Raw genomic sequence first — 19,687 nt, 5'->3', positions numbered from 1 at the left:
ATGGCTGAAAATTATGAACTAGCTTATGTAGATTATAAAAATGGTATGAAGCAAAAGGACATTGCTGCTAAATACAATGTGTCCATCAATACTGTTAAGAGTTGGCAACAACGCAAGTGGAAAGAGATGGATAACAATGTCGATGCCAACCAAAAAGTATGCACACCAAGTAAAAAAAGTATGCACACCAAAGTAGGCGCACCAAAGGACAATCAAAACGCTATAGGCAACGCAGGGGGCGCTCCCCATGGCAATAGCAATGCTATAGGAAACAAAGGCGGTGCCGCTCCCTACGAGAATAAAAACGCTGTTACAACGGGTGAATATGAAACGATAATGTGGGATTACCTGGACGATGAAGAAAAAGAAATTTTTGAATCTATCGAAACGGACCCATTATTTCAAATCGACATAACCATTCGTGAATTGACCATAAGGCAACGTAGGATGATGAAGCGGATTAAATATGTTGAAGATGGCCTTACAGAAAAGCAAAAGCGTGTACTACAGCAATTAAGAAAAGTGAAAGAAGCCGCTTCTACAGTTGATGAGAAAACCGGAGAAACTAAAACAGTGCCAATTGTTAAAGAGCGATTGGTAACAGTTGAAGTTGAGGAAACGGATTTTAGAGCAATCGATGATATTTTGAACATTGAAGAAGCTCTTACCAGAATTACGAAACAGCTTGTCCAAGCAGTAAAGCAAAAGCATGACATTGAAAAGTCATACAGTGAACAACAAGTAAAGCTTGAACAGTTGCATCTTAATGTTGAAAAGACAAAGGCTGAAATTGAAAATATCAAGGGTGGCAATAAAAATCAAAGTGCCGAAGATTGGGTGTCAGCACTTGGCAAGGTGGCTGAAAAACGCAAGGTAAAAGCCCATGAGTAACAATCCTTATAATGTACTAGTTAATCTTATAGACGTTTACTGGGATGATCCAGTGGCTTTTGCAGAGGACATATTAGAGTTTTATCCTGACGAGTGGCAACGTAATGTTTTAAATGATCTGGCTCAAAATCCTTTTGTAAGTGTCCGCTCCGGTCAAGGGGTGGGGAAAACAGGGTTAGAAGCGGTAACGGTCATTTGGTACCTTTGCTGTCGCCCAAATCCAAAGGTGATATGCACCGCTCCAACTAGGCAACAACTAAACGATGTCTTATGGGCTGAAATAGCAAAATGGCTTGAGTGTACACTGGTTAAAAACTTCCTTAAATGGACCAAAACTAAGGTCTACATGATGGGTAATGAGGAACGTTGGTTTGCTACTGCTCGTACAGCTACTAAGCCTGAAAACATGCAAGGTTTCCACGAAGATTACATGCTATTTGTGGTGGATGAAGCGTCAGGAGTGGCTGATAACATCATGGAGGCTATTCTTGGTACGCTCTCAGGTGCTGAAAACAAATTATTGATGTGTGGTAACCCGACTCGAACGAGTGGGGTTTTTTATGATTCTCACCATCGTGACAGGGCTGATTACAAGACACATAAGGTATCGAGCTATGATTCTTCCAGAGCGAGTAAAGATAACATTGAGCGTCTTATTCGTAAGTATGGAAAGGGCAGCGATGTTGTTCGTGTTCGTGTCTTCGGTGAGTTTCCAAAATCTGAACCAGATACATTTATTCATCTTGAAAAAGTAGAGGCGGCCACTATTAAAGAAGTCTACTTTAATGATGATGGTATCCGAGTAATACCTGAATCCGTTCCACTTGAAATAGGTGTAGACGTTGCAAGGTTCGGGGATGATGAAACGGTTATTGTGCCTCGTATCGGTAACTACGTCCCTGTTATTAAAACATATTCAAAACAGGATACAATGCCGACGGCTGGTAAGACTATAAAGCTTGCTAAAGAACTAATGCTTCAATTTGGGCGACCTTCTTGTGTTATCAAAGTCGATGATGATGGTGTAGGTGGTGGTGTAACTGACCGTTTGCGCGAAGTCGTGAGAGAAGAAGGTTTACACATAACTGTCATTGACTGTCATAACGGCGGAAGAGCAATTGAAGCGGAGCATTATGACAATTGGGGTTCAGAGGCATGGGCTACTATTAGGGATTTACTGCATGATGGTGATATTCAAATTCCAAATGATGATGATTTAGTTGGCCAGTTATCTACAAGAAAGTATGAAGTAACTTCAAAAGGTAAGATCCGACTGGAAAGCAAGAAAGAAATGAAAAGGCGCGGTTTACGTTCTCCTGACCGAGCAGATGCCCTTGTATTAGCATTTGCTAAGACAGGTCAAGAACCACTGAACGACGATGTTGCTGCATTATTGAGAGGAGGGAGAGTATATGGCTAAATGGTGGAATAAGGCAGTGGGTGAAATGTCAAAGCTACGTGATAACATAATGGGCCGCCTCGGAATATTTTCTGGATCCGTTGGAAGCGGCTATAAGTTAGACAGTAGCCGAGTTGATTACGAAATGGCTAAAAAACTTTATTACAACACGCACGACGATTACAAGTTAGGTGCAGGGTTTGCTAAGTCCGTTATCAACAATACAGTAAGTTTTATGGGTGTGCCGGAATTTAAAATTGTTGATAAAGAAGCTCAAGAAATATTAGAAGCTTTCTTCAAAAATAACATTTCAAACATACAACGAACTGAACGAGATTCTTTACGTGATGGTGATTGTTTCGTTTGGATTACTCGAGAAGAAGAAGAGGATACAGCGCTTTATCCAGAACAACCTATTCGACTGGTTTATAACATTATCCCTCCTGGACAGGTAAAGGATATATTACGCCATCCTTTAACCGGTGCAATATACGAGTATAAGCTAGTTTCCTCTCATGAGTGGGAGGATGAACGAGGCGACAAGAAAAAAGGAACTGTAACACAACGTATCCGGAAGGGAGAACGTATTATCGAAGTAGATGGAGATGATCCTCCGGGGGTGAAATCTGAAACAATCCCGCTTCCTTGGGACTTCATTCCGATAATACACTTCAAAAATGAAGGAGACGAAGGATTGTTCGGCCAGTCGGATATAGAACCAATTGAACCGTTTTTAAAGGCTTATCATGATGTTATGTTACACGCTATGCAAGGTTCGAAAATGCACAGCACACCTCGTCTGAAGCTTAAACTTAAGGAAGTTACAACTTTTTTAAAGAATAACTTCGGTATTACAGACCCAGCTAAATTTGCTAAAGATGGCGGTACTATAAATTTAGATGGACATGAAATGCTCTTACTGGCTCCAGATGATGAAGCTGAGTTTATAGAAGTTAAATCAGCAATCGGTGATGCTAAAGAGCTACTTAAATTCCTTTTCTACTGTATCGTTGATACATCCGAAACACCTGAGTTTGTGTTCGGTGTGCATACACCGTCTAGTCTTTCTTCTGTTAAAGAACAAATGCCTATCCTTATCCGCTCCATTGAGCGTAAACGTGAGCATTTTGCAGACAGCTGGAAGCGTCTTGCACGAATAGTCTTAGCAATGACTGCACAATCAGAAAACATTGCTTTTGAGACGTTTGCCACAGAATTGAAGTGGACAAATATTGATCCACGTACATCAAAAGAAATCAGCGAAGAATTGCTTAATGTTGTGAATGCATTGAAAGCTGCACTTGAAGCCAATGTTATTTCTGATGAATCAGCAGTTAACTTCCTATCTAAATTTGTTGACACAATGTACAAATATGAGGAGGAAGAAGGCGAAGGAGAAAAGGAACGCATTCTCAAATCGTTGATTGCCAAGACTAAAATGCCTGATTCTGCTGAGCTTGAAAAAGAGTTGCTGGAGATTATTAAACAGATCGGTAACGATGCAGCATGAATGAGTTCGAAAAGCTAAAACTTGAATCGCGAAAATTAATCATAGAGCGCGTGCTAAAGCAAGATGCTGAGGTACGTGCTATTGTTTTGCGCTCGTTAGATAGATTGATTGAGAAATTTAAGCAACTAAAAGCGGAAGGGCGTTATTATGCTATACCTGAATTAATTGACAGTATTATAGTTGAAAATGCTGTAATCACTGAAAAAGAGTTAAAAGCAGTGCTTTCCGCTTCGGCTATTGTCGGAGTAAACGCAGGTATGCACGAATCACGAGAAATCACATTCCGATTGTTAAACAAAGCGAATATAGATGTTAAACCAATTATTAGTTCATTTTTCCGTATTAGTGAGCGAGCTGTTGACGAGATGGAGCGACGACGTATTAAAGGACTTAAATTGTCGGAGCGGATATGGGGTCATAGTAAGCGAATAAACAATATTTTAGGGACACTAGCTAAGGATGGAATACAAATCGGTGAGCACCCTATTGAGATTGCTAAACGTATGCAACAATATGTTAATAAAGGTGCAAGCACTTTGGTAAGTGAGTATCCTAACATGATGGAACGGATCGGGCACATGGTACCTGATGACCTGTCATATGAAGCGTTACGTCTTGCAAGGACTGAAATAATGGGTGCTTATGGTATAAGTTCCAAAATGTCAGCTGAGAACTTACCATCAGCTAAAGGTATGAAATGGTCTACATCAAACTCAAATACTGCCTGCAAAAAGTGTCAAGAAAATGCATCAAATGACAATGGTATGGGAGCTGGTATTTATAGATTCGATGAATTGCCCGACTATCCTGCACATCCAAATTGTATGTGTCAACTTACACCGGAATTGGAGGATACAGACTCGTTTGTGGACCGACTGATTGAATGGACCAATAATCCGATGTCACAACCTGATATTGAACAATGGTACCAAGAACATTATAAAATGGGGGCGTTATAGTGACAGAAGAACAAGCTATAGAAAGTATCATGTCAGGTTTTATGTTTCTTATAGAGAGGGGGTGAACACATGACATACTCTATGCTTTGTGGCGAAATGGCACAAGGGAAAAACGAATTTTTTCAATTGTTTGGCAATATTGCCGGGGAAATGAGAATAGAAGATGTTCCAACAGCACCTGGAGTTGATGTGAATGAATTAAAAAAAGGAGATGATGATCCACTAGAGGTTGTCGTTGAAATACCCGCTTCTAAATCAAAAAGAGGATGGAATTATACAGCCAATTCTCTAAAAAATATTGTTGAAGCAGTTAACACTCAAACATTAAATGGTTTCCTAGGCCACCAGAAGGCTGAAGACGTAAGCAATCAATTCTTACCACCTGTTACCCATTGGGTAGGGGCAAAAATGGTAGGAGAGATTGCTTATTTTCGTGGCGTTGTTGATGCCTCAGCAAAAGATTTAAAGCGTTGGATTAGATCGAAGCGAATACGACAAGTAAGTATTTTTGGTATTCCAAAGCTACAAAGAGTAGCGGGAGAAACCAACGTTATCGGGTATGATCCGATGTCAATTGACTGGACACCATTAGATCGAGCCGGAATGAATACTCGAATCGTAGCAATGTCTGGCGAAATGTGGGACTTGGAAGGAGAAGGACCAGAAGGTGAATTGGAAAATTATGAGGGAGGTGCTGGCATGAAGCCAGAAGATGTATTAAATGCTCTGAAAGAAATGTTGGGAAATAAACAAATTACTTTTTCAATGATTGCTGGTGAAATGGGCTTGAAGCCGGAGCAAATTGCATCAGATATTGATGCTGAGTGGGTTAAAAATCTTACGGAATCAGTAGACAAATTGCAAAAAGTCGAAGAAGCACTTGGTGTTTCAGGAGAAATGGATGTTGTTACTGTTGCTAATGAAGCGGCGAAGGCATTAGAGAAACAAGGAAATGCAGGTGTTGAGAAAATCATTGGCGAAATGATGGAAACAAAAATTAAAACTGAGAATGTTCGAAAGGATATATCGAATGTTGAAACACCGATTGGGAAGCTGTGGTCTTATCATTCAAATTCCATTACTGCAGATATGACGAAAGATCAAATAGAGGGAGAGATGGATTCGTTTTTTAATGATGGAGTAGTAAAAAACATCATCAATTCTTATCACATTGACAATCCCGCTGGATTGGGTAACACAGGTGGGAATACCAATACACCACAAGGCCTAAAAACAAAGCGTACAGCGCTATAAGGAGGTAATTTTAATGCCATACACAGGTCAACCAGTATCAAGTACAGTTTATAATGCGTATCGAGCAAAAGTTGGTGACGGTAAAAGTGTTCGAATTCCAGTGCCTGAAAAGACAGCCATTGAAGCGGGACTTTTTTATGAAATAAGTGGTTTCTTCGGTTCTGCTATACAGTCTGTAAAGACACTTGCTGGTGATACATCAGAGATAATTTTAAACATTGAACAAGCTGAATATGAAACGGATCAAATTGAAAAAACGCAATCATTCAAATTCGGTACGAAAATTTATTTTGATAAAGGCAAATTCACCGAAACAAAAAGTGATACAACTCGCTTTGCAGGTACAGTAACACAAAGCAAAGATGCAAAAGGTGTGATTTGGTTCATCTTAGCACCACAAGGAGGCAATGTATAATGACAGCAAGAGTACACTCTGTAGACACATTAAAAGAACAACGACGACAAGGAACTCACGAAACGGTGGTTCCTTTTTTAATTAATGGGCAACAAGATGAAGTTGCGAAAAAAATTGTAAACGGGGAAATGGAAACTTATGAGTTGTCAAAGCCCATTGGCGAAATGATGACTTCTGAAACGTCTCGTAAAGAATTACTTCAAAAGGTGGTTCTTGATGTTGAGTTAGGACGTGAGGATGTACCGGTCCTTTACAAGCCAATTTATGAAACTTTGCAGGATCCAAACTTCCCGCGTGAATTTGAAGCGAAATGGGCGCAATACGGAACAGTGGTATTCTTTGAACATTTAGAAGGTGAAGAAGTTAAGTTTGGTAGCTTACAAGCTGAACAAGGTCCAATCGCTCGACTCAAAGGATTTACAGCTGGATTCGAGTATACAAAAGAAATGCAAATTTTTAATCAAACCTTTAATTTTGAATTACTTAATAAAGCATTTGGAGAGGCGCACAACGCTTTACTAAATCATTTGCACCTAGCACCAATTCTTAAGTATAGCTATAAAGCAGCAAACAAAACTGCTCCTGTATATGTAAAACCGGATGGAAATGCCGGCACATCAACAGATGCACATTACATCTTGTCATTACGTGCTACGTTACGCGAAGGTTTAAAAGATACTCGTACTGCAAAGCGTCCAGGAACGGTTCTTCTTGCCAACTCTGCTCATAAAGAGGATATTCAAGACGCACTGAGTAGCATGACATTACAAGCGACACCGTATGGAGCTACAACAGGTATTAGTGACATCATCTATTACGATGGATGGGAAGCGCAAGTATCAAAAAAATCACATGATTATGAAGGTGTTCCAGAAGGAAAGGTTTATCTAATTCGTCCGAAACGAGGATTTAAAGAATTAGTGAAACAAGGCTTACAAATCAATGCAACAATTGGCGACCTAACCCGTTTAGTTGAAGCTCAAGTCGTTGGCGATTTTTGGCGTGGGGTATTTGCTGCAGTTGAGGAAAATGTCCAAGAAATTACGTTGCCAGGGCGATAAGGTGGTGAAGTAGATGGAGCCGACAATTGCATTGCGCGACCGATTACGGAAAATGATTAATGACATAATTCCTAAAGGCGGTACAGATAAGGATACAACTTTTTCGAATGCGGAATTGGATGATATGTTACGAGAGTCTGAGAGTATCTATTATGCCGCTTCTGAAGGATGGACCATAAAGGCAGGACTACTTGAAGGTGACATCGAGGGTTATTCAGCTGGTAATGAAAAGTATGAACTAACAAAGTTACAGGATAGGTTGGCACACGCTTTGCGGATGGCTCAAAAGTATAAAGAGCAAGCGAATGAAGTGGGTGAAACACAATCTAGTTTTTTATTAAAATTTAAGGCTCCGGATGTGATGTGATGAACATTGTTGAAATGCGACGAAAGCATACAAAATGGAACATCGAGCAAAACCCCACAACTATTAATATCAACCGAACAATAAAGAAAAAATCACAGGGCTACATTGATGATAAGAACATTGATGTTGGCCCTTTTATGGTTCGCATCTTTAACTCAGGTTCATCTAGTCCTCAAGTAGTCACTACACTGGCCGGCGAGAAGCAAACGGACACATATTTTGGTATATTGGCTGATTTTGAAGCGGATATACAAGCAAGCACAATTGTTAAAGATGAATTTGAGGTTGAAGGAATCTGCTTCTTGGTGAAATCCATATATCCGCAAAGAATAAATGGTGAGGTTGTAGGATATCAAGGCGAGCTGGAGAGGGTGACATAATGCCGCTTCATTCATTTAAAGAAAAATTGGATAGAAAAGTAGCGGGTTTACATGCACTAGGGACTCATTTAGGTAAAGAATTAGAAAAGGACGCAAAATCAACAGCAAGTTGGACTGATCGTACTGGTGCAACTCGTGCAGCTATACACGGTGGAGCTGATAAAACTGATAACGGAACTATTATCTACATCGCTCATGGTGCAAAAGTAGGGATGTATCATGAGCTAGGGACAGGTATTTACGGACCGAAAAAACAACCAATTGTTCCGAAAAACAAAAAAGCTTTGAAGTTTGAAATTGGCGGCAAAACCATTGTAGTTAAGTCTGTGAAAGGTATAAAAGTTAATCCAGTACTGAAAAACACAGCTATAAAACATAAAGGCGAAATTGAAAATGCAATCAGGAGGTATTGGGAGTCATGACGACAGTACGTGGGGCTTTGTATGACTTACTAGTTGATGGGGTTGCAACTGTTAAAGGTGAGGTGTGGGAGCCGTCAGCTGCTGGTCCAAAAATGGAAAAACCATGCCTAGTACTTCGAGAAGGTCCTCAAACTGAAACAGAAAAGTATGCGGATTTTTCTATTGATTTTGAAGTATGGCCGTATGTGAAACGGACAACATTCCAAGCGGTTGATAATCTTGCAAAAGAAGTTAATAAGGTTATTAATAAAAAACGTTTTGAAGTGGATGGCAAACCATTCTATATCGAATTTGTTGGTTCTACAGAGGATATTGTAGACGAGGAATGGGACGCGCTAACTAGAGGATTAAGCTTCCGGGTACACTCTTTATCATGGCTTGTTCATGCACCTATTGAACCTGATCCAGTTACAACAATGACTGCATATTCAAGCATGAAATTTGTTGATTTACAAACTAATCCTGCTACATGGAAGCCGTCAGATGACCGTCCAGCATTGTATTGGCGTCAGGAAGTTATTACAGCTACAGAACCAGCAGTATGGGGCGCTTGGATTACTGCAACTCTTAGAGGGCATGTAATCAATCCAGACGTTGCAAAACGGAAGCGGGTAACTGAAAAGGTATCCCGGCAACTGTTATTAGATAACAGAGCCTACATGTCTGATAAATCACCGATGAATTTTGAAAGTGTTTCAATAAATGATGGTTACGATCCTTTTAAACAAGGACAAATTCAACTGTCAGTTAGATATGGAATTTTAAAAGATAGACCACGAAATCCGCTACGTCATGTATATACGAATGATAGCGATAAGGCGAAAGGAGCGGTGCATAAATGACGACTAAAAAAGTACCTGAACAAGAGTATATTCGTGAAGAAATACTAGCAGCTGCAGGTGTGTTTGAAGTATCGGCTGAATTTTTAGCCGGAGCATTAACCCTTGTTGAAGGTGACAAATTGACACGTACACAGGTAAAAGCTGCTATCAAAAAATTTAAAGAACAGAAGGTGTAATACATGGGAATTGGAGCAATGTTTAAGCTCGGTGAGCAAAAGGCTCGACCGAATGTTTATGTACGTTGGTACAATGCCGGTGGTTATAAGAGTTATGCTCGCCCATTAGGTGTAGGTGCAGCACTCGTTAAATCGAATTGGGGACCACTGGGAGCTGTTCAAACAATTGAAGCATCAGACAATGATCCAGCCACTTTAAAGAAGTTAATTGGTTCTGGTCTTGTTGCTGAATTGTTAGAAGAAGCGTTCTTGGGTGGAGCGGTATTTATGCATACTGTACGTGTTGGTAATGGAGGAGCAAAAGGGAAATTAACAATCCAAGAGGCATCTGCCGGAAACATTGAATTAACAACAAAATATCCAACTTCACGCAAATTTGAGGTAACATTACGAGATGCTTTGGACCCTTCAAAGCGTGAAATTATTATAACCGAAGAGGGCAGACAACTAGAAAGCTATAGTTATGAAGCGGGTGACAATGAAGCACTTGCTTTAACAGAGGTGCTTACAAAGAGCGCTTATTTAGATGTTAAAAAAGCAAAGGAGGGTTCCTTACCTTCTGTGGTAAGCCAACAATTAATAGGTGGTAGTGATCCTACAGTGACAGCTGAAGATTATACGTCAGCTATGCCGCTTCTAGAAACAAAATTCTTTGATTCATTAATTTTAGATACTGAAAATACAGCGTTACAAGCGTCTGCACAAGCGTTTATTCGTCGTCGTATACAAGAAGGATATCGAACGTCAGCAGTGTTTGCAAATGACTTAGAGGACGATTTTAATACGCGTATCCAAAAAGCGAAGGCATTCAATGATTTTGCTATCATCTACATTGGTAATGCTGTTCGTACTACAACTCGAGTATTAAAAGGTGCTCTAGCAGCTGCTCGTGTTATGGGAACGATGATTTCCGGAACCTATAAATCTAGTCTTACTAAGAATACAATTGATGGTGCTGTAGAAATTGTTGGGGAATTAAAATCTCAAGAATATATTGAAGCGGCCAATAATGGATTAATGGTATTTTCACTAAACTCTGATGGCATCCCGCAAATTGATTATGGTATTAATACACTCGCTTCAATAGGTGAGGATGAAGATGAGGGTTGGAAGAAGATTCGACGAATGCGAACTCGCTATGAACTAATTGACCGTATAGTTCGCAAAGTAGACAAAGCCATGTCTAACAATGTAGACAATAATCCAGATGGACGTCAACATGTAATTACACTAGCAAATGGTGAAATAGATCAAATGATTCGTGATGGTGGATTAGAATCGGGAGCAATGATAGTTGATCCTAAAACACCACCGCAGGGTGACTCTGCATGGTTTACGTTCGACAATCTAGTAGACTTAGACGGACTAGAAAAAGCTTACCTTGCATTTGGATTCAAATATTAAGAACAGAGTCGCCTAAATGGTGGCTCTTTTAACTTTTAGGAGGTTTTACAGATGGATGGACGTTATATATTCCGACGCTGCATTCCGACTGATACAATCGATGTGGCGAATGTAGCACCGGGAGAAGTCCTACAACGTGATTGGTCGTTTCGTGTTAATATGCCACCTGAGTTACAAGAAAAATTAGATTCAGGAGAATTTGATCCACGAAATATCCTACACGGTGTAGATGGTGAGCTATACGATGATGATGGGAATTTTTTGGCGGCAGTTAATGAGTGGCAAGCACAAATGTCATTTGAAACGGCAGATTATCAAGCAGCGGGTCAATGGGTTATTTGGGGTATTACAACCGGCTACTCTTTTACACTAACATTCAAAGAAACTGTAGTTAATGACATGTTATTAGTGAAGATACTAAACGGTTTTAAAAGGAGTGGACGAGGCATACCCGACCTGAATTTTACAGGTGTATTACGATCACATAAAAAATAAAAATAATTAAATGGCGCTAAGTAAGCGCCTTTTTTAATTACAAAACGAAATGGAGCGAATGAACAATGAACGATAAGAATCTAGATAAAGAGGATTTATTACGGGTAGAAGATAGCATTATTGACGGTTTACTTCGTGCGGTTGAAAGTAATCAAACTGAAACTAAGAAAGTGACAATTTCACGAGACGGTAAAAATTTATTTAGTTTTTCTGTTAATCCTATTCCAGAGGAAAAATATGATCAGATCCAGGACCTAGCAACAAAATTTAAAGATAATAAGGCTGGGATAAAGGTACCTGTGGAAACAGATCATCCTAAAATGCGTGCAATGCTTATCTATGAAGCAACGATAAAAGAGGATCGTGTTCGTCTTTGGGATAACAAGGATTATTGGAAGGCTACAAATGTATTAACGGGTACACAACTCATTGAAAAAGCACTTCGAGCTGGTGAAAAATCTGCAGTAGTACAAATAATTGATGACATTTCAGGTTATACGATTGAAGCTGAGGACATGTTAAAAAACTCATCGGAGCAGGAGGAAGAATAACCCTCCTGCATGAGATTTTTCAACGGACTGGAAAAACGCCAGATGAAATATTAAGTAAACCAAAAAATATTCAACGTTTTTGTTATGAGTCAATGACATATACGTTGGAAAGAGAAAACGAGATAGCTAGAAGAAGAGCAGAGATTTTAAATAAAAAGTAGGTGGATTGAATGTCTAGTAAAGAAGTATATCGAATAGAAATACCTATTATTGCATCAGATGATTATACTGAGGAGATTCAGAAAGCCGAAAAAGCTATTTTGTCTCTTCGGAAACTACTCGGAAAAGATGTAAAAGTAAAAGGTATTAGTGATTTCGATAGTGCAACAAAAAGTGCTTCTAATTTAGAAAAAGAAGTAAAGAAAGTGCAAACCGCTTCTGCAACAGCAAGTAAAGAAGTGGGCAAGGTAAGCCAAAACGTTGATAAACAGATGTCCCGAGTTGAAAAGCGTATGCAAGAGAAAGCAAATCTTGTACAGCGAATTGCACGACGTAAACAAATGATTGAAATTGGTGTGCGGGATAGAGCTTCAAGAACAATTGGATATATACAGAGCAAGCTCAATAACATTCGGAATGCCAGGATTGTTACATTTACCATAAGGGCTATTGATAGGGCTACCAGAATTTTAGGTGGTATCAGACGATCTATCACAAGTATTCCTACTATGGTGACTATAGCTCTATCTTACGTAGGTATTAAAAATTTTAGTAATGCTACAGTAGGTGCAGCAATGAGATGGGAAGAGTACGAGGTCTCTATGACTCATTGGCTTGATGGTAATGTACAGAAAGCTAAAGAATTAACAAAGTGGATGGGGCAATTTGCTGATACCACTCCATTTAGCTCCGCCGAGTTATTCCCAGCTCTCACACAAGGTATAAGTATTACGAATGGTGACGTTAAAAAAGCGCAACGATTATTAAAGATAACTTCAGATATGGCGTCCTTAACTCCTGGTCGAACAGTAGAAGATGCTATGTTAGCACTCGGAAACGCTCAAATGGGTAACTATGAGATGATGAAGGGCTTTGGCATGCAAGTTACAAAAGAGAAGTTAAAAAAGATGGGCGGGTATGACGGTTTTATAAACGAAGTGGAAAAATCATTTAAAGACGGTGCGGTAAAACTTTCTAAGACGGCATCAGGTATACTCGCAACATTAAAAGGGTACAGAAGCTCACTATTTCGTTCCATAGGTACTGGTTTCTTAGAGCCTATGAAACCTCGTCTTGATAAAATCAACCTATGGCTTGAGAATAATCAAGAAACATGGGCCGGATGGAAACAGACTGTAAGTGACGCTGGTAAAGCTTTTTCAGATTTTGTGTTTACAAAGGGTGAAGGTTTGTTCAATTATTTAGGTGGCGTATTTACGCCGCAACATCAATTTGAAATTAGAAAAGGTGGTCGAATACCTCAAGCAGAAGATATTTATGGACAGGATCTATCTATAGGAGCAAAGTTTGAAATTGTTTTTGACGATGCTAAAACATACGTAAAAAAATGGTGGGACGGAAGTGCGGTTCCTGCAATAAGTAGTTGGTGGAATTCTACAGGTCAACCATTCATGATTGATACAGGTACACTCATAGGTGAAGCGCTAATTAAAGGGATGGGGATTGCTGTTAAAGAGGGCATTGGTATATTAAGTACCCTATGGGGTGACGTTGAAAACAATCGCCAAGAACATGGTGCATTCAGTAAAGAGACAGGTGGCTCATTTTTAAAAGCTGCAGTACCAACTTTTTTAGCTGGTTGGGGAGTATTTAAATTCCTAAAACCATTCTTCAAGGGTGGGACGAGTGTATTGTCTAAAGGTAAAAATATATACGATAAATTTGGAAGATCGAAAACAAAAGAAACTTCAAGTACAAAACCAACAGCAGGTAATTATTCCGACCAATCTAAACAAAAGGCGCAAAATCAAAATTCGCCAAATGATAGTAAGACAAAATCTACAAGCTATAAAAAAGAATCACCTAAAACTAAATCCTTTATGGATAAAGCGAAAGAAATACCAAAATCATTTATGAATAAAATAAAAGATTTTAAAATGCCTAAAGGCGTAAGTAAATGGACAAAACGTATTCCGGTTATTGGTGCTGCACTCTCACTTTTTGACGGATTAAGTGGAGGTTCATCTTGGAGCGGGATTGCTGGTAGTGCCGCTGGAGGATGGGCAGGAGCTAAATTAGGTGCTGGCGGTGGAGCTGCACTTGGCTCGTTTTTAGGACCTGCAGGAACACTTGCAGGTACAATTATTGGGGGTGTTGGAGGAGGCATTGGAGGAGCTTATGGTGGTGAAAAATTCGGTAACTGGATTATTAATAAAATTAGTAGTCTGTTTAGTAGTAAAAACGCTTCTGCAGCAGAAGTCACAGCAAAAGATTCTACTTCTCAATCACCTGCATCAACTACAAAATATACACCTTCTACAAATATTGAAAGCACCGGCAGTAGTGCATTGATTGAACAAAAAGCGCAAGCATTAGCTAAGAAATTAGAAGATGTGACGAGCGCGTTACATCAAAGTGTATATAACATCTTAACATCATTTGCGGAAGTCGATGTGAGTATAAAATCTTTTAAAACAAACTTTGATAATTTGGTTCAATCAAGTAGTGAAGTAACAGGAAGCTTAAAAAGCACCTTTGCACCGTTACAAATCAGAGGTTTAATGTTAGGTACTACTATGGATTTAATGACTATGACATTAATGCAATCTACTGCATATGTAGGTGGTGCATACTTTCCACTTGCGCCAAAAGGCATTTTATTGAATGTTGGTATGTCTGCATTAGTTATCGGTACTCTACAAGCATCCGCTTCTATATCAACATTCGCGGGAATTTCAGAAAAAGTGAATGCTTTAAAAGGTGCCATTGATGGTCTACGAACAAGAATCAATAATGTTTCTTTACCTTCTGCAGCACCTGCAGGGTCAAAAAGTAGTTCAGGACCAGCTCTAAGAAGTGGCGGTGGATATGTGCCGTATGCAAATGGCGGGTTAATCAATCGTCCACACATGGGACTTGTTGGTGAAGCGGGTCCGGAAGCTATTATCCCACTATCGCCGAGTCGTAGAGGACGTGGCCGAGAATTACTATACAGAACAGCTTCTGCTTTAGGAGTTCAACCGTATGCTGATGGTGGATTAGTTGGTGGAAATATTATAAAAGGCTATGGTGATATAGCAACAGCGAATGGTGGGGCATCTATTAGTATCGGTGATATTATTCCACAAGTACAAATAACTATCCAAGCAAATGAGAATGGGCAAGTTGATTTAAGTAATCTTTCTGATGAAGTTTTAGATGCTATTGGCGTTAAATTAGCTAGTAAAGTATCTGAGGCTTTCTCAAATATGATGATACCGGGGTGATAGAATGGATTTCGCTTTAATTGATCCAGAAACAAAGGAGATTGTTTACTTTCCTGTCGCACCATCTCAAATAAAGATCTCCATTGGTACAAAAACCATATCATTTGAGCCTATAGTTTTGGGGAGTGTCGAAATTCCTCGAGGTCGCCTACCTATTACCTTTGAGGTGACAGGGATACTGCCAAAAAGATCAACTACGTTAGGAAGACGGACTTCAAATTTAGAACCTAATGCAATTGTTGAAAAGTTTAGGAATTGGAGTAATGCCGGTCCATATGGTAAGAAGCTTCGACTTGTAATAACTAAAACGTATTGGAACTTGCCTGTATATTTTAGTAGCTTTGAACCTATTATTGAAAAAGCAGGTGGCAACCTCCCATATTCATTAATTTTAACCGAGTATCGTAGCTTTGAGGTTAAGGAAATTACAAACACTCAAAATGTAACTCAGAAAAAGCGTCAAGAAACGAAAACAATGCCTAAAACATACACCGTAGTGAAAGGTGACAGTCTTTGGACCATATCAAGAAAGTTAACTGGATCCGGAAACAAATGGCCCGAGTTGTGGAATCTAAACAAAAATAAATTAAAAAGTAAAAATAAAGACTTAATTTATCCAGGTGAGGTCTTAACGATACCAAAGGATTGGTTAAAGTGACGGCAAAGTTATTTGATCTTACAAAAGTTGTATATCGTCTCGTGATTTTACCACCTACAGGAGCTACCATTGATATTACTAACCTTATAGAATCGTGTCACCATGAAGAACTTGACGGAGAGCTGTCTGCACATGTAAAAGTACGAATGAAAAATATTAAGCGTGATAACGGATGGATTCATCAACACGTTTATCTTGCAAAACGTTTAGTGTTAGAAGCAAAGAGTGCTGGAATGAATTTTACTGAAATTTTTCGTGGTTCGATTCATAATTGGAAAACAATCGCTGAGAATCACACGATTGAATTTATCGCTTATGATCCAGTGTTTAATATCATGCAATCCAAAGAACATTTTTACTTTAAGGATGGTATTAGTGGTGGTACATCAATTAAAACAATTGCTAATGATATGGGTGTTCCGTTGGGTCAAATAGACGGGCCAAACGCTGCTTTAACAAAGAAAATGTATAACGGTAACGTGGGAAATACAATAGCACAACGTCTTGAGGAATCGAAAGAAAAAGGTGATGGTTACTATGTTGTTCGCTCAACTAAAGGAAAATTGGAATCAATCAAAAAAGGTACCAATCCAATTGTTTATGAATTAACTGATAGGACAGTTGAGAGTGGCTATGATATGCATTCTAGCGAGGACTTAGTGACTGTTGTAAAAATTTATAGTAATTCAAGTGAAGGGAAAAGACCTGCTGTACACGCTACAAAAACAGGTAAAACGGAATTTGGAAAGGTACAGGATATTTTATATAAGTCAGATTTTAAAACCGCAAGTGAAGCAAGTAAAGCTGCAAATACAATTTTAAAAGAGCGTGGTAAGCCTGAAATTGAACGAGGTGTTACACATCCTGATATTCCATGGGTTCGCAAGGGTGATGCTATTATGGTCGCTTCGGGAACAATTGGCGGAATGAAAGATGGTAAGCAAACCAGTATTAAGTGTATTGTCGAAAGTGTTAGTCGTAACATAGAAAAAGGTATGATGACACTTACATTGGAGGCGAATAAATGACTCAAAATTTAGGGGGTAATGCTCTTGCAAAGGCATTTGTAACAATAGCTAACAAAATTTCAGGGGAGCGTACACGCTTCCCGGTTTTCGGAACAATAGACGGCCAGCTTAATTTGCTACCTGATGGTTTTTCAAAACAAATTCCTCCTGGTGATTATTCTGTAAGTCACTCTTTAAGTTTAGGTTCTGAGTTAGATCCATTAAAGCCAAATGATAGGGTTTTATGTATTCCTATTGAAGATGGGCATACGTATGTTATTACTGCACGTATTAAGGGGTGATAAGCAACATGAGCTATGCTACATTTGATGCACCAACATTAATGTACGGCGAAGATATTGAGACATTACAGGATGTCAGGTCATATAGATATGACTATCAAGAAGGAAAAGTAATTGTTACTGGCACAGGTAAAACGTTAGAAGATACAGCAATAGATGCTTACCGCTTCTGGGCTATTAAATGTTGCTTAACGGAGCGATATGAACGAGATTGCTATAGCCCAGATTTTGGTGTTGAATTTGATGCTATTGTAAGAGCTAACTATCCTCGCGGTATTGCCGAGAGCGAATTAAAACGAACAATTAAAGAGGCGCTAATGATTGATGAACGCACAGTTAATGTATCCTCATTCACTTTTGAATGGGAAGGCGATAGCTGTTGGGTTCATTTTTTAATTGAAAGTATTTATGGCATTGATCGAATTGAGATACAGAGAGGAGGGGAATTGAATGCTAGAATTTCAGTTGCCTGAACATTTGCAGATTACAGAAACTCAAATACATGAAAAAATGCTTAAAATGGCACCACAAGGCATTGATACATCAGAAGGTCATATGTATTGGGACCACACGAAACCAACGGCTAGGATAGCAGGCGAACTTGTTGAGTATACACTTCCTCTCACGTTAATGATTATGTTTCCACAGTTTGCTTTTGGACAATTTTTAGAATTGCATGGCGAACCAATCGGTGTTTATCGTAAAGCTGCAGTACAAGCAACAACACTCGAAACATTTATTGCGGATGAAGGTACCGTTATTCCTGCAGGAGAAATCGTTGTAACTCTTGGAGATGAACATGAGGAAAGTGTTAGATACAGTATACAAAAAGGTGGTGTGATTGGTACTAGTGGTGAGATAACATTGCCAATTAAAGCTGTTGAGGCGGGTCTACACGGTAACGTGCCACCGAATACGATTGTTGGAATTGAAAAACCAATCAAAGGACTTAAAAGATTGTATAACCCAGAAGCTGTAACTGATGGTGCTGCTATAGAGGATGATGAGAGTTATAGGGAGCGGATATTGGAAAGGAATCGAAATAAGCCTTTAAGTGGTGCTAAGAGTGATTATGTACGTTGGGCGAAAGAAGTTGATGGGGTTGGTGATGTAATTGTACAACCTTTATGGGACGGACCAAAAACAGTTCGTGTCCTAATTACAGACCGTAACCGACAAATTGCTACTCAACAACTCATAGATGAAGTAAAAGTCTATATCGACCCTGTAGATGGGATTGGTGAAGGTAAAGCCCCTATTGGTGCCCATGTAACAATCGGAACTATAACACCTGTGCCGGTATCAATTAAGGTTAAATTAGTGCTTGAAAAAGGGTATGAAATAGACGAAGTTTTAAAACAACTGGAAGATAACATAAATAATTATTTTTCAGATCAACCAATTATCAAGTATGCGCTAGTCGGTGCAACCATTATCAAAACGGAGGGAGTAATTGATTATGAAGATTTATTACTAAATGATGCTGCGGCCAATATTGTGTTAGCGGAAGGCGAACGAGCTGTAGTTAGTGAGGTGTTACATATTGATACAGCAGCTTAATAGTACTGCTAAAAAGATGCTCAAAGGCGTAACACCAATTTATAATAACGATAACTATTCCCTTTCGATTTTTGAAGCTAACGGATCTGTCATGGATATGATAGTTAAATTTGCAGAGAATCTTACTACTGAACTTTTTCCTCAACATGGCACGTGGAGTTTAACATACTGGGAAGATAAATTAGGTATTGTCTATAAAGAGAAAAAGACAGATGCTGAGAGAATTCAGAGAATATTATATGAGCTCAATAAGTATTTTACTATTACAAGAAAAAGGCTAGAAAATGCGGTTAATGCATTTGTTGAAAATCGAAATGCAAAAGTTATTGATGTACCTTGTGCGTATGAGTTTATTGTCAGAATACCTCATACCGGTGGTTTAGTAGGAAAAGGCTTAGTAGAAGCAATAGAAGAGATAAAACCGGCTCATTTACAAAGTTTATTTATGTATGTATTTGAGGTGCCAGGTATTAAAGTAAGTGCGCGTAAACATGTTTATCCGGTTGTCTATCCTAATACTAATCAAGCAATTACAAATGACAACGGTGTTGGTGTAAGAAGTGAGTCTAAGATTGATATTCCTTCAAAAGCACACGGTTACAAAGTCATTTATCCAGTTACAGGTATGGCATTTTCTTATTAAATGAG

The 19,687-nt window shown here is 39.1% G+C and carries 22 protein-coding genes; all 22 read left to right on the top strand.

The genetic code is table 11. The annotated features are described in order from the left end of the window. The 22 genes from terS (at position 1) to FJQ98_RS14060 (ending at position 19,682) form a co-directional block, all read left to right on the top strand. Positions 1-891: a phage terminase small subunit gene (gene terS / locus FJQ98_RS14165; RefSeq protein WP_053592519.1), complete on the top strand. Its 891-nt coding sequence runs from the start codon at positions 1-3 to the stop codon at positions 889-891. Further along, on the top strand, positions 884-2,311 hold the full coding sequence (locus FJQ98_RS14160; protein ID WP_053592518.1) for an AAA family ATPase: 1,428 nt from the start codon (positions 884-886) through the stop codon (positions 2,309-2,311). The genes terS and FJQ98_RS14160 overlap by 8 nt, the downstream gene beginning before the upstream one ends. Beyond that, positions 2,304-3,800 carry a phage portal protein gene (locus FJQ98_RS14155; protein ID WP_082339565.1) on the top strand — a complete coding sequence of 499 codons (1,497 nt, stop codon included), beginning with the start codon at positions 2,304-2,306 and terminating at the stop codon, positions 3,798-3,800. The genes FJQ98_RS14160 and FJQ98_RS14155 overlap by 8 nt, the downstream gene beginning before the upstream one ends. Next, positions 3,797-4,759: a structural protein gene (locus FJQ98_RS14150; RefSeq protein WP_053592517.1), complete on the top strand. Its 963-nt coding sequence runs from the start codon at positions 3,797-3,799 to the stop codon at positions 4,757-4,759. Before FJQ98_RS14155 ends, FJQ98_RS14150 begins: the two co-directional genes overlap by 4 nt. A 69-nt stretch (positions 4,760-4,828) precedes the next feature. Then, positions 4,829-6,013: a hypothetical protein gene (locus tag FJQ98_RS14145; RefSeq protein WP_053592516.1), complete on the top strand. Its 1,185-nt coding sequence runs from the start codon at positions 4,829-4,831 to the stop codon at positions 6,011-6,013. Between the two features lie 13 nt (positions 6,014-6,026). After that, the gene (locus FJQ98_RS14140; RefSeq protein ID WP_053592515.1) at positions 6,027-6,428 is read left to right on the top strand and encodes a capsid cement protein; all 402 of its coding nucleotides are present in this window, start codon (positions 6,027-6,029) and stop codon (positions 6,426-6,428) included. Next, the gene (locus tag FJQ98_RS14135; protein ID WP_053592514.1) at positions 6,428-7,489 is read left to right on the top strand and encodes a hypothetical protein; all 1,062 of its coding nucleotides are present in this window, start codon (positions 6,428-6,430) and stop codon (positions 7,487-7,489) included. Before FJQ98_RS14140 ends, FJQ98_RS14135 begins: the two co-directional genes overlap by 1 nt. 13 nt (positions 7,490-7,502) lie before the next feature. Continuing rightward, a complete protein-coding gene (locus FJQ98_RS14130) occupies positions 7,503-7,856 on the top strand; it encodes a hypothetical protein (RefSeq protein ID WP_053592513.1) in 354 nt (117 codons plus the stop codon). Beyond that, positions 7,856-8,236 carry a hypothetical protein gene (locus FJQ98_RS14125; RefSeq protein ID WP_053592512.1) on the top strand — a complete coding sequence of 127 codons (381 nt, stop codon included), beginning with the start codon at positions 7,856-7,858 and terminating at the stop codon, positions 8,234-8,236. The genes FJQ98_RS14130 and FJQ98_RS14125 overlap by 1 nt, the downstream gene beginning before the upstream one ends. Then, positions 8,236-8,658 (top strand): hypothetical protein, encoded by a 423-nt coding sequence (locus FJQ98_RS14120; RefSeq protein ID WP_053592511.1) that lies wholly within the window; start codon positions 8,236-8,238, stop codon positions 8,656-8,658. Before FJQ98_RS14125 ends, FJQ98_RS14120 begins: the two co-directional genes overlap by 1 nt. Next, positions 8,655-9,500 (top strand): hypothetical protein, encoded by an 846-nt coding sequence (locus tag FJQ98_RS14115; RefSeq protein WP_053592510.1) that lies wholly within the window; start codon positions 8,655-8,657, stop codon positions 9,498-9,500. Before FJQ98_RS14120 ends, FJQ98_RS14115 begins: the two co-directional genes overlap by 4 nt. After that, positions 9,497-9,676, top strand: a complete 180-nt coding sequence (locus tag FJQ98_RS14110; protein WP_053592509.1) for a YqzN/YkzM domain-containing protein — start codon at positions 9,497-9,499, stop codon at positions 9,674-9,676. Before FJQ98_RS14115 ends, FJQ98_RS14110 begins: the two co-directional genes overlap by 4 nt. Before the next feature lie 3 nt (positions 9,677-9,679). After that, entirely contained in the window at positions 9,680-11,080 is a 1,401-nt protein-coding gene (locus FJQ98_RS14105) for a phage tail sheath subtilisin-like domain-containing protein (protein ID WP_198926825.1), read from the top strand. A 51-nt stretch (positions 11,081-11,131) separates the two neighbouring features. Beyond that, positions 11,132-11,575, top strand: a complete 444-nt coding sequence (locus tag FJQ98_RS14100) for a hypothetical protein (RefSeq protein WP_053592508.1) — start codon at positions 11,132-11,134, stop codon at positions 11,573-11,575. 65 nt (positions 11,576-11,640) lie between these two features. Then, on the top strand, positions 11,641-12,126 hold the full coding sequence (locus tag FJQ98_RS14095) for a phage tail assembly chaperone (protein WP_053592507.1): 486 nt from the start codon (positions 11,641-11,643) through the stop codon (positions 12,124-12,126). Positions 12,127-12,296: 170 nt separating this feature from the next. Next, positions 12,297-15,512, top strand: a complete 3,216-nt coding sequence (locus FJQ98_RS14090; protein ID WP_053592506.1) for a hypothetical protein — start codon at positions 12,297-12,299, stop codon at positions 15,510-15,512. A gap of 4 nt (positions 15,513-15,516) precedes the next feature. Beyond that, positions 15,517-16,170: a LysM peptidoglycan-binding domain-containing protein gene (locus tag FJQ98_RS14085; RefSeq protein WP_053592505.1), complete on the top strand. Its 654-nt coding sequence runs from the start codon at positions 15,517-15,519 to the stop codon at positions 16,168-16,170. Further along, the gene (locus tag FJQ98_RS14080; protein WP_053592504.1) at positions 16,167-17,198 is read left to right on the top strand and encodes an XkdQ/YqbQ family protein; all 1,032 of its coding nucleotides are present in this window, start codon (positions 16,167-16,169) and stop codon (positions 17,196-17,198) included. The genes FJQ98_RS14085 and FJQ98_RS14080 overlap by 4 nt, the downstream gene beginning before the upstream one ends. Then, a complete protein-coding gene (locus tag FJQ98_RS14075; protein ID WP_053592503.1) occupies positions 17,195-17,479 on the top strand; it encodes a hypothetical protein in 285 nt (94 codons plus the stop codon). Before FJQ98_RS14080 ends, FJQ98_RS14075 begins: the two co-directional genes overlap by 4 nt. Positions 17,480-17,487: 8 nt before the next feature. Continuing rightward, complete coding sequence (locus tag FJQ98_RS14070) at positions 17,488-17,952, top strand: DUF2634 domain-containing protein (RefSeq protein ID WP_053592502.1); 465 nt, start codon at positions 17,488-17,490, stop codon at positions 17,950-17,952. Continuing rightward, a complete protein-coding gene (locus FJQ98_RS14065; RefSeq protein ID WP_053592501.1) occupies positions 17,930-19,039 on the top strand; it encodes a baseplate J/gp47 family protein in 1,110 nt (369 codons plus the stop codon). The genes FJQ98_RS14070 and FJQ98_RS14065 overlap by 23 nt, the downstream gene beginning before the upstream one ends. Further along, positions 19,023-19,682, top strand: coding sequence for a putative phage tail protein (locus FJQ98_RS14060; RefSeq protein ID WP_053592500.1), 660 nt, complete (start codon positions 19,023-19,025; stop codon positions 19,680-19,682). Before FJQ98_RS14065 ends, FJQ98_RS14060 begins: the two co-directional genes overlap by 17 nt. Positions 19,683-19,687: the final 5 nt, after the last annotated feature.

The organism is Lysinibacillus agricola (assembly GCF_016638705.1).
GTDB lineage: Bacteria > Bacillota > Bacilli > Bacillales_A > Planococcaceae > Lysinibacillus > Lysinibacillus agricola.
This window is presented reverse-complemented; position numbering and strand designations above follow the sequence as displayed.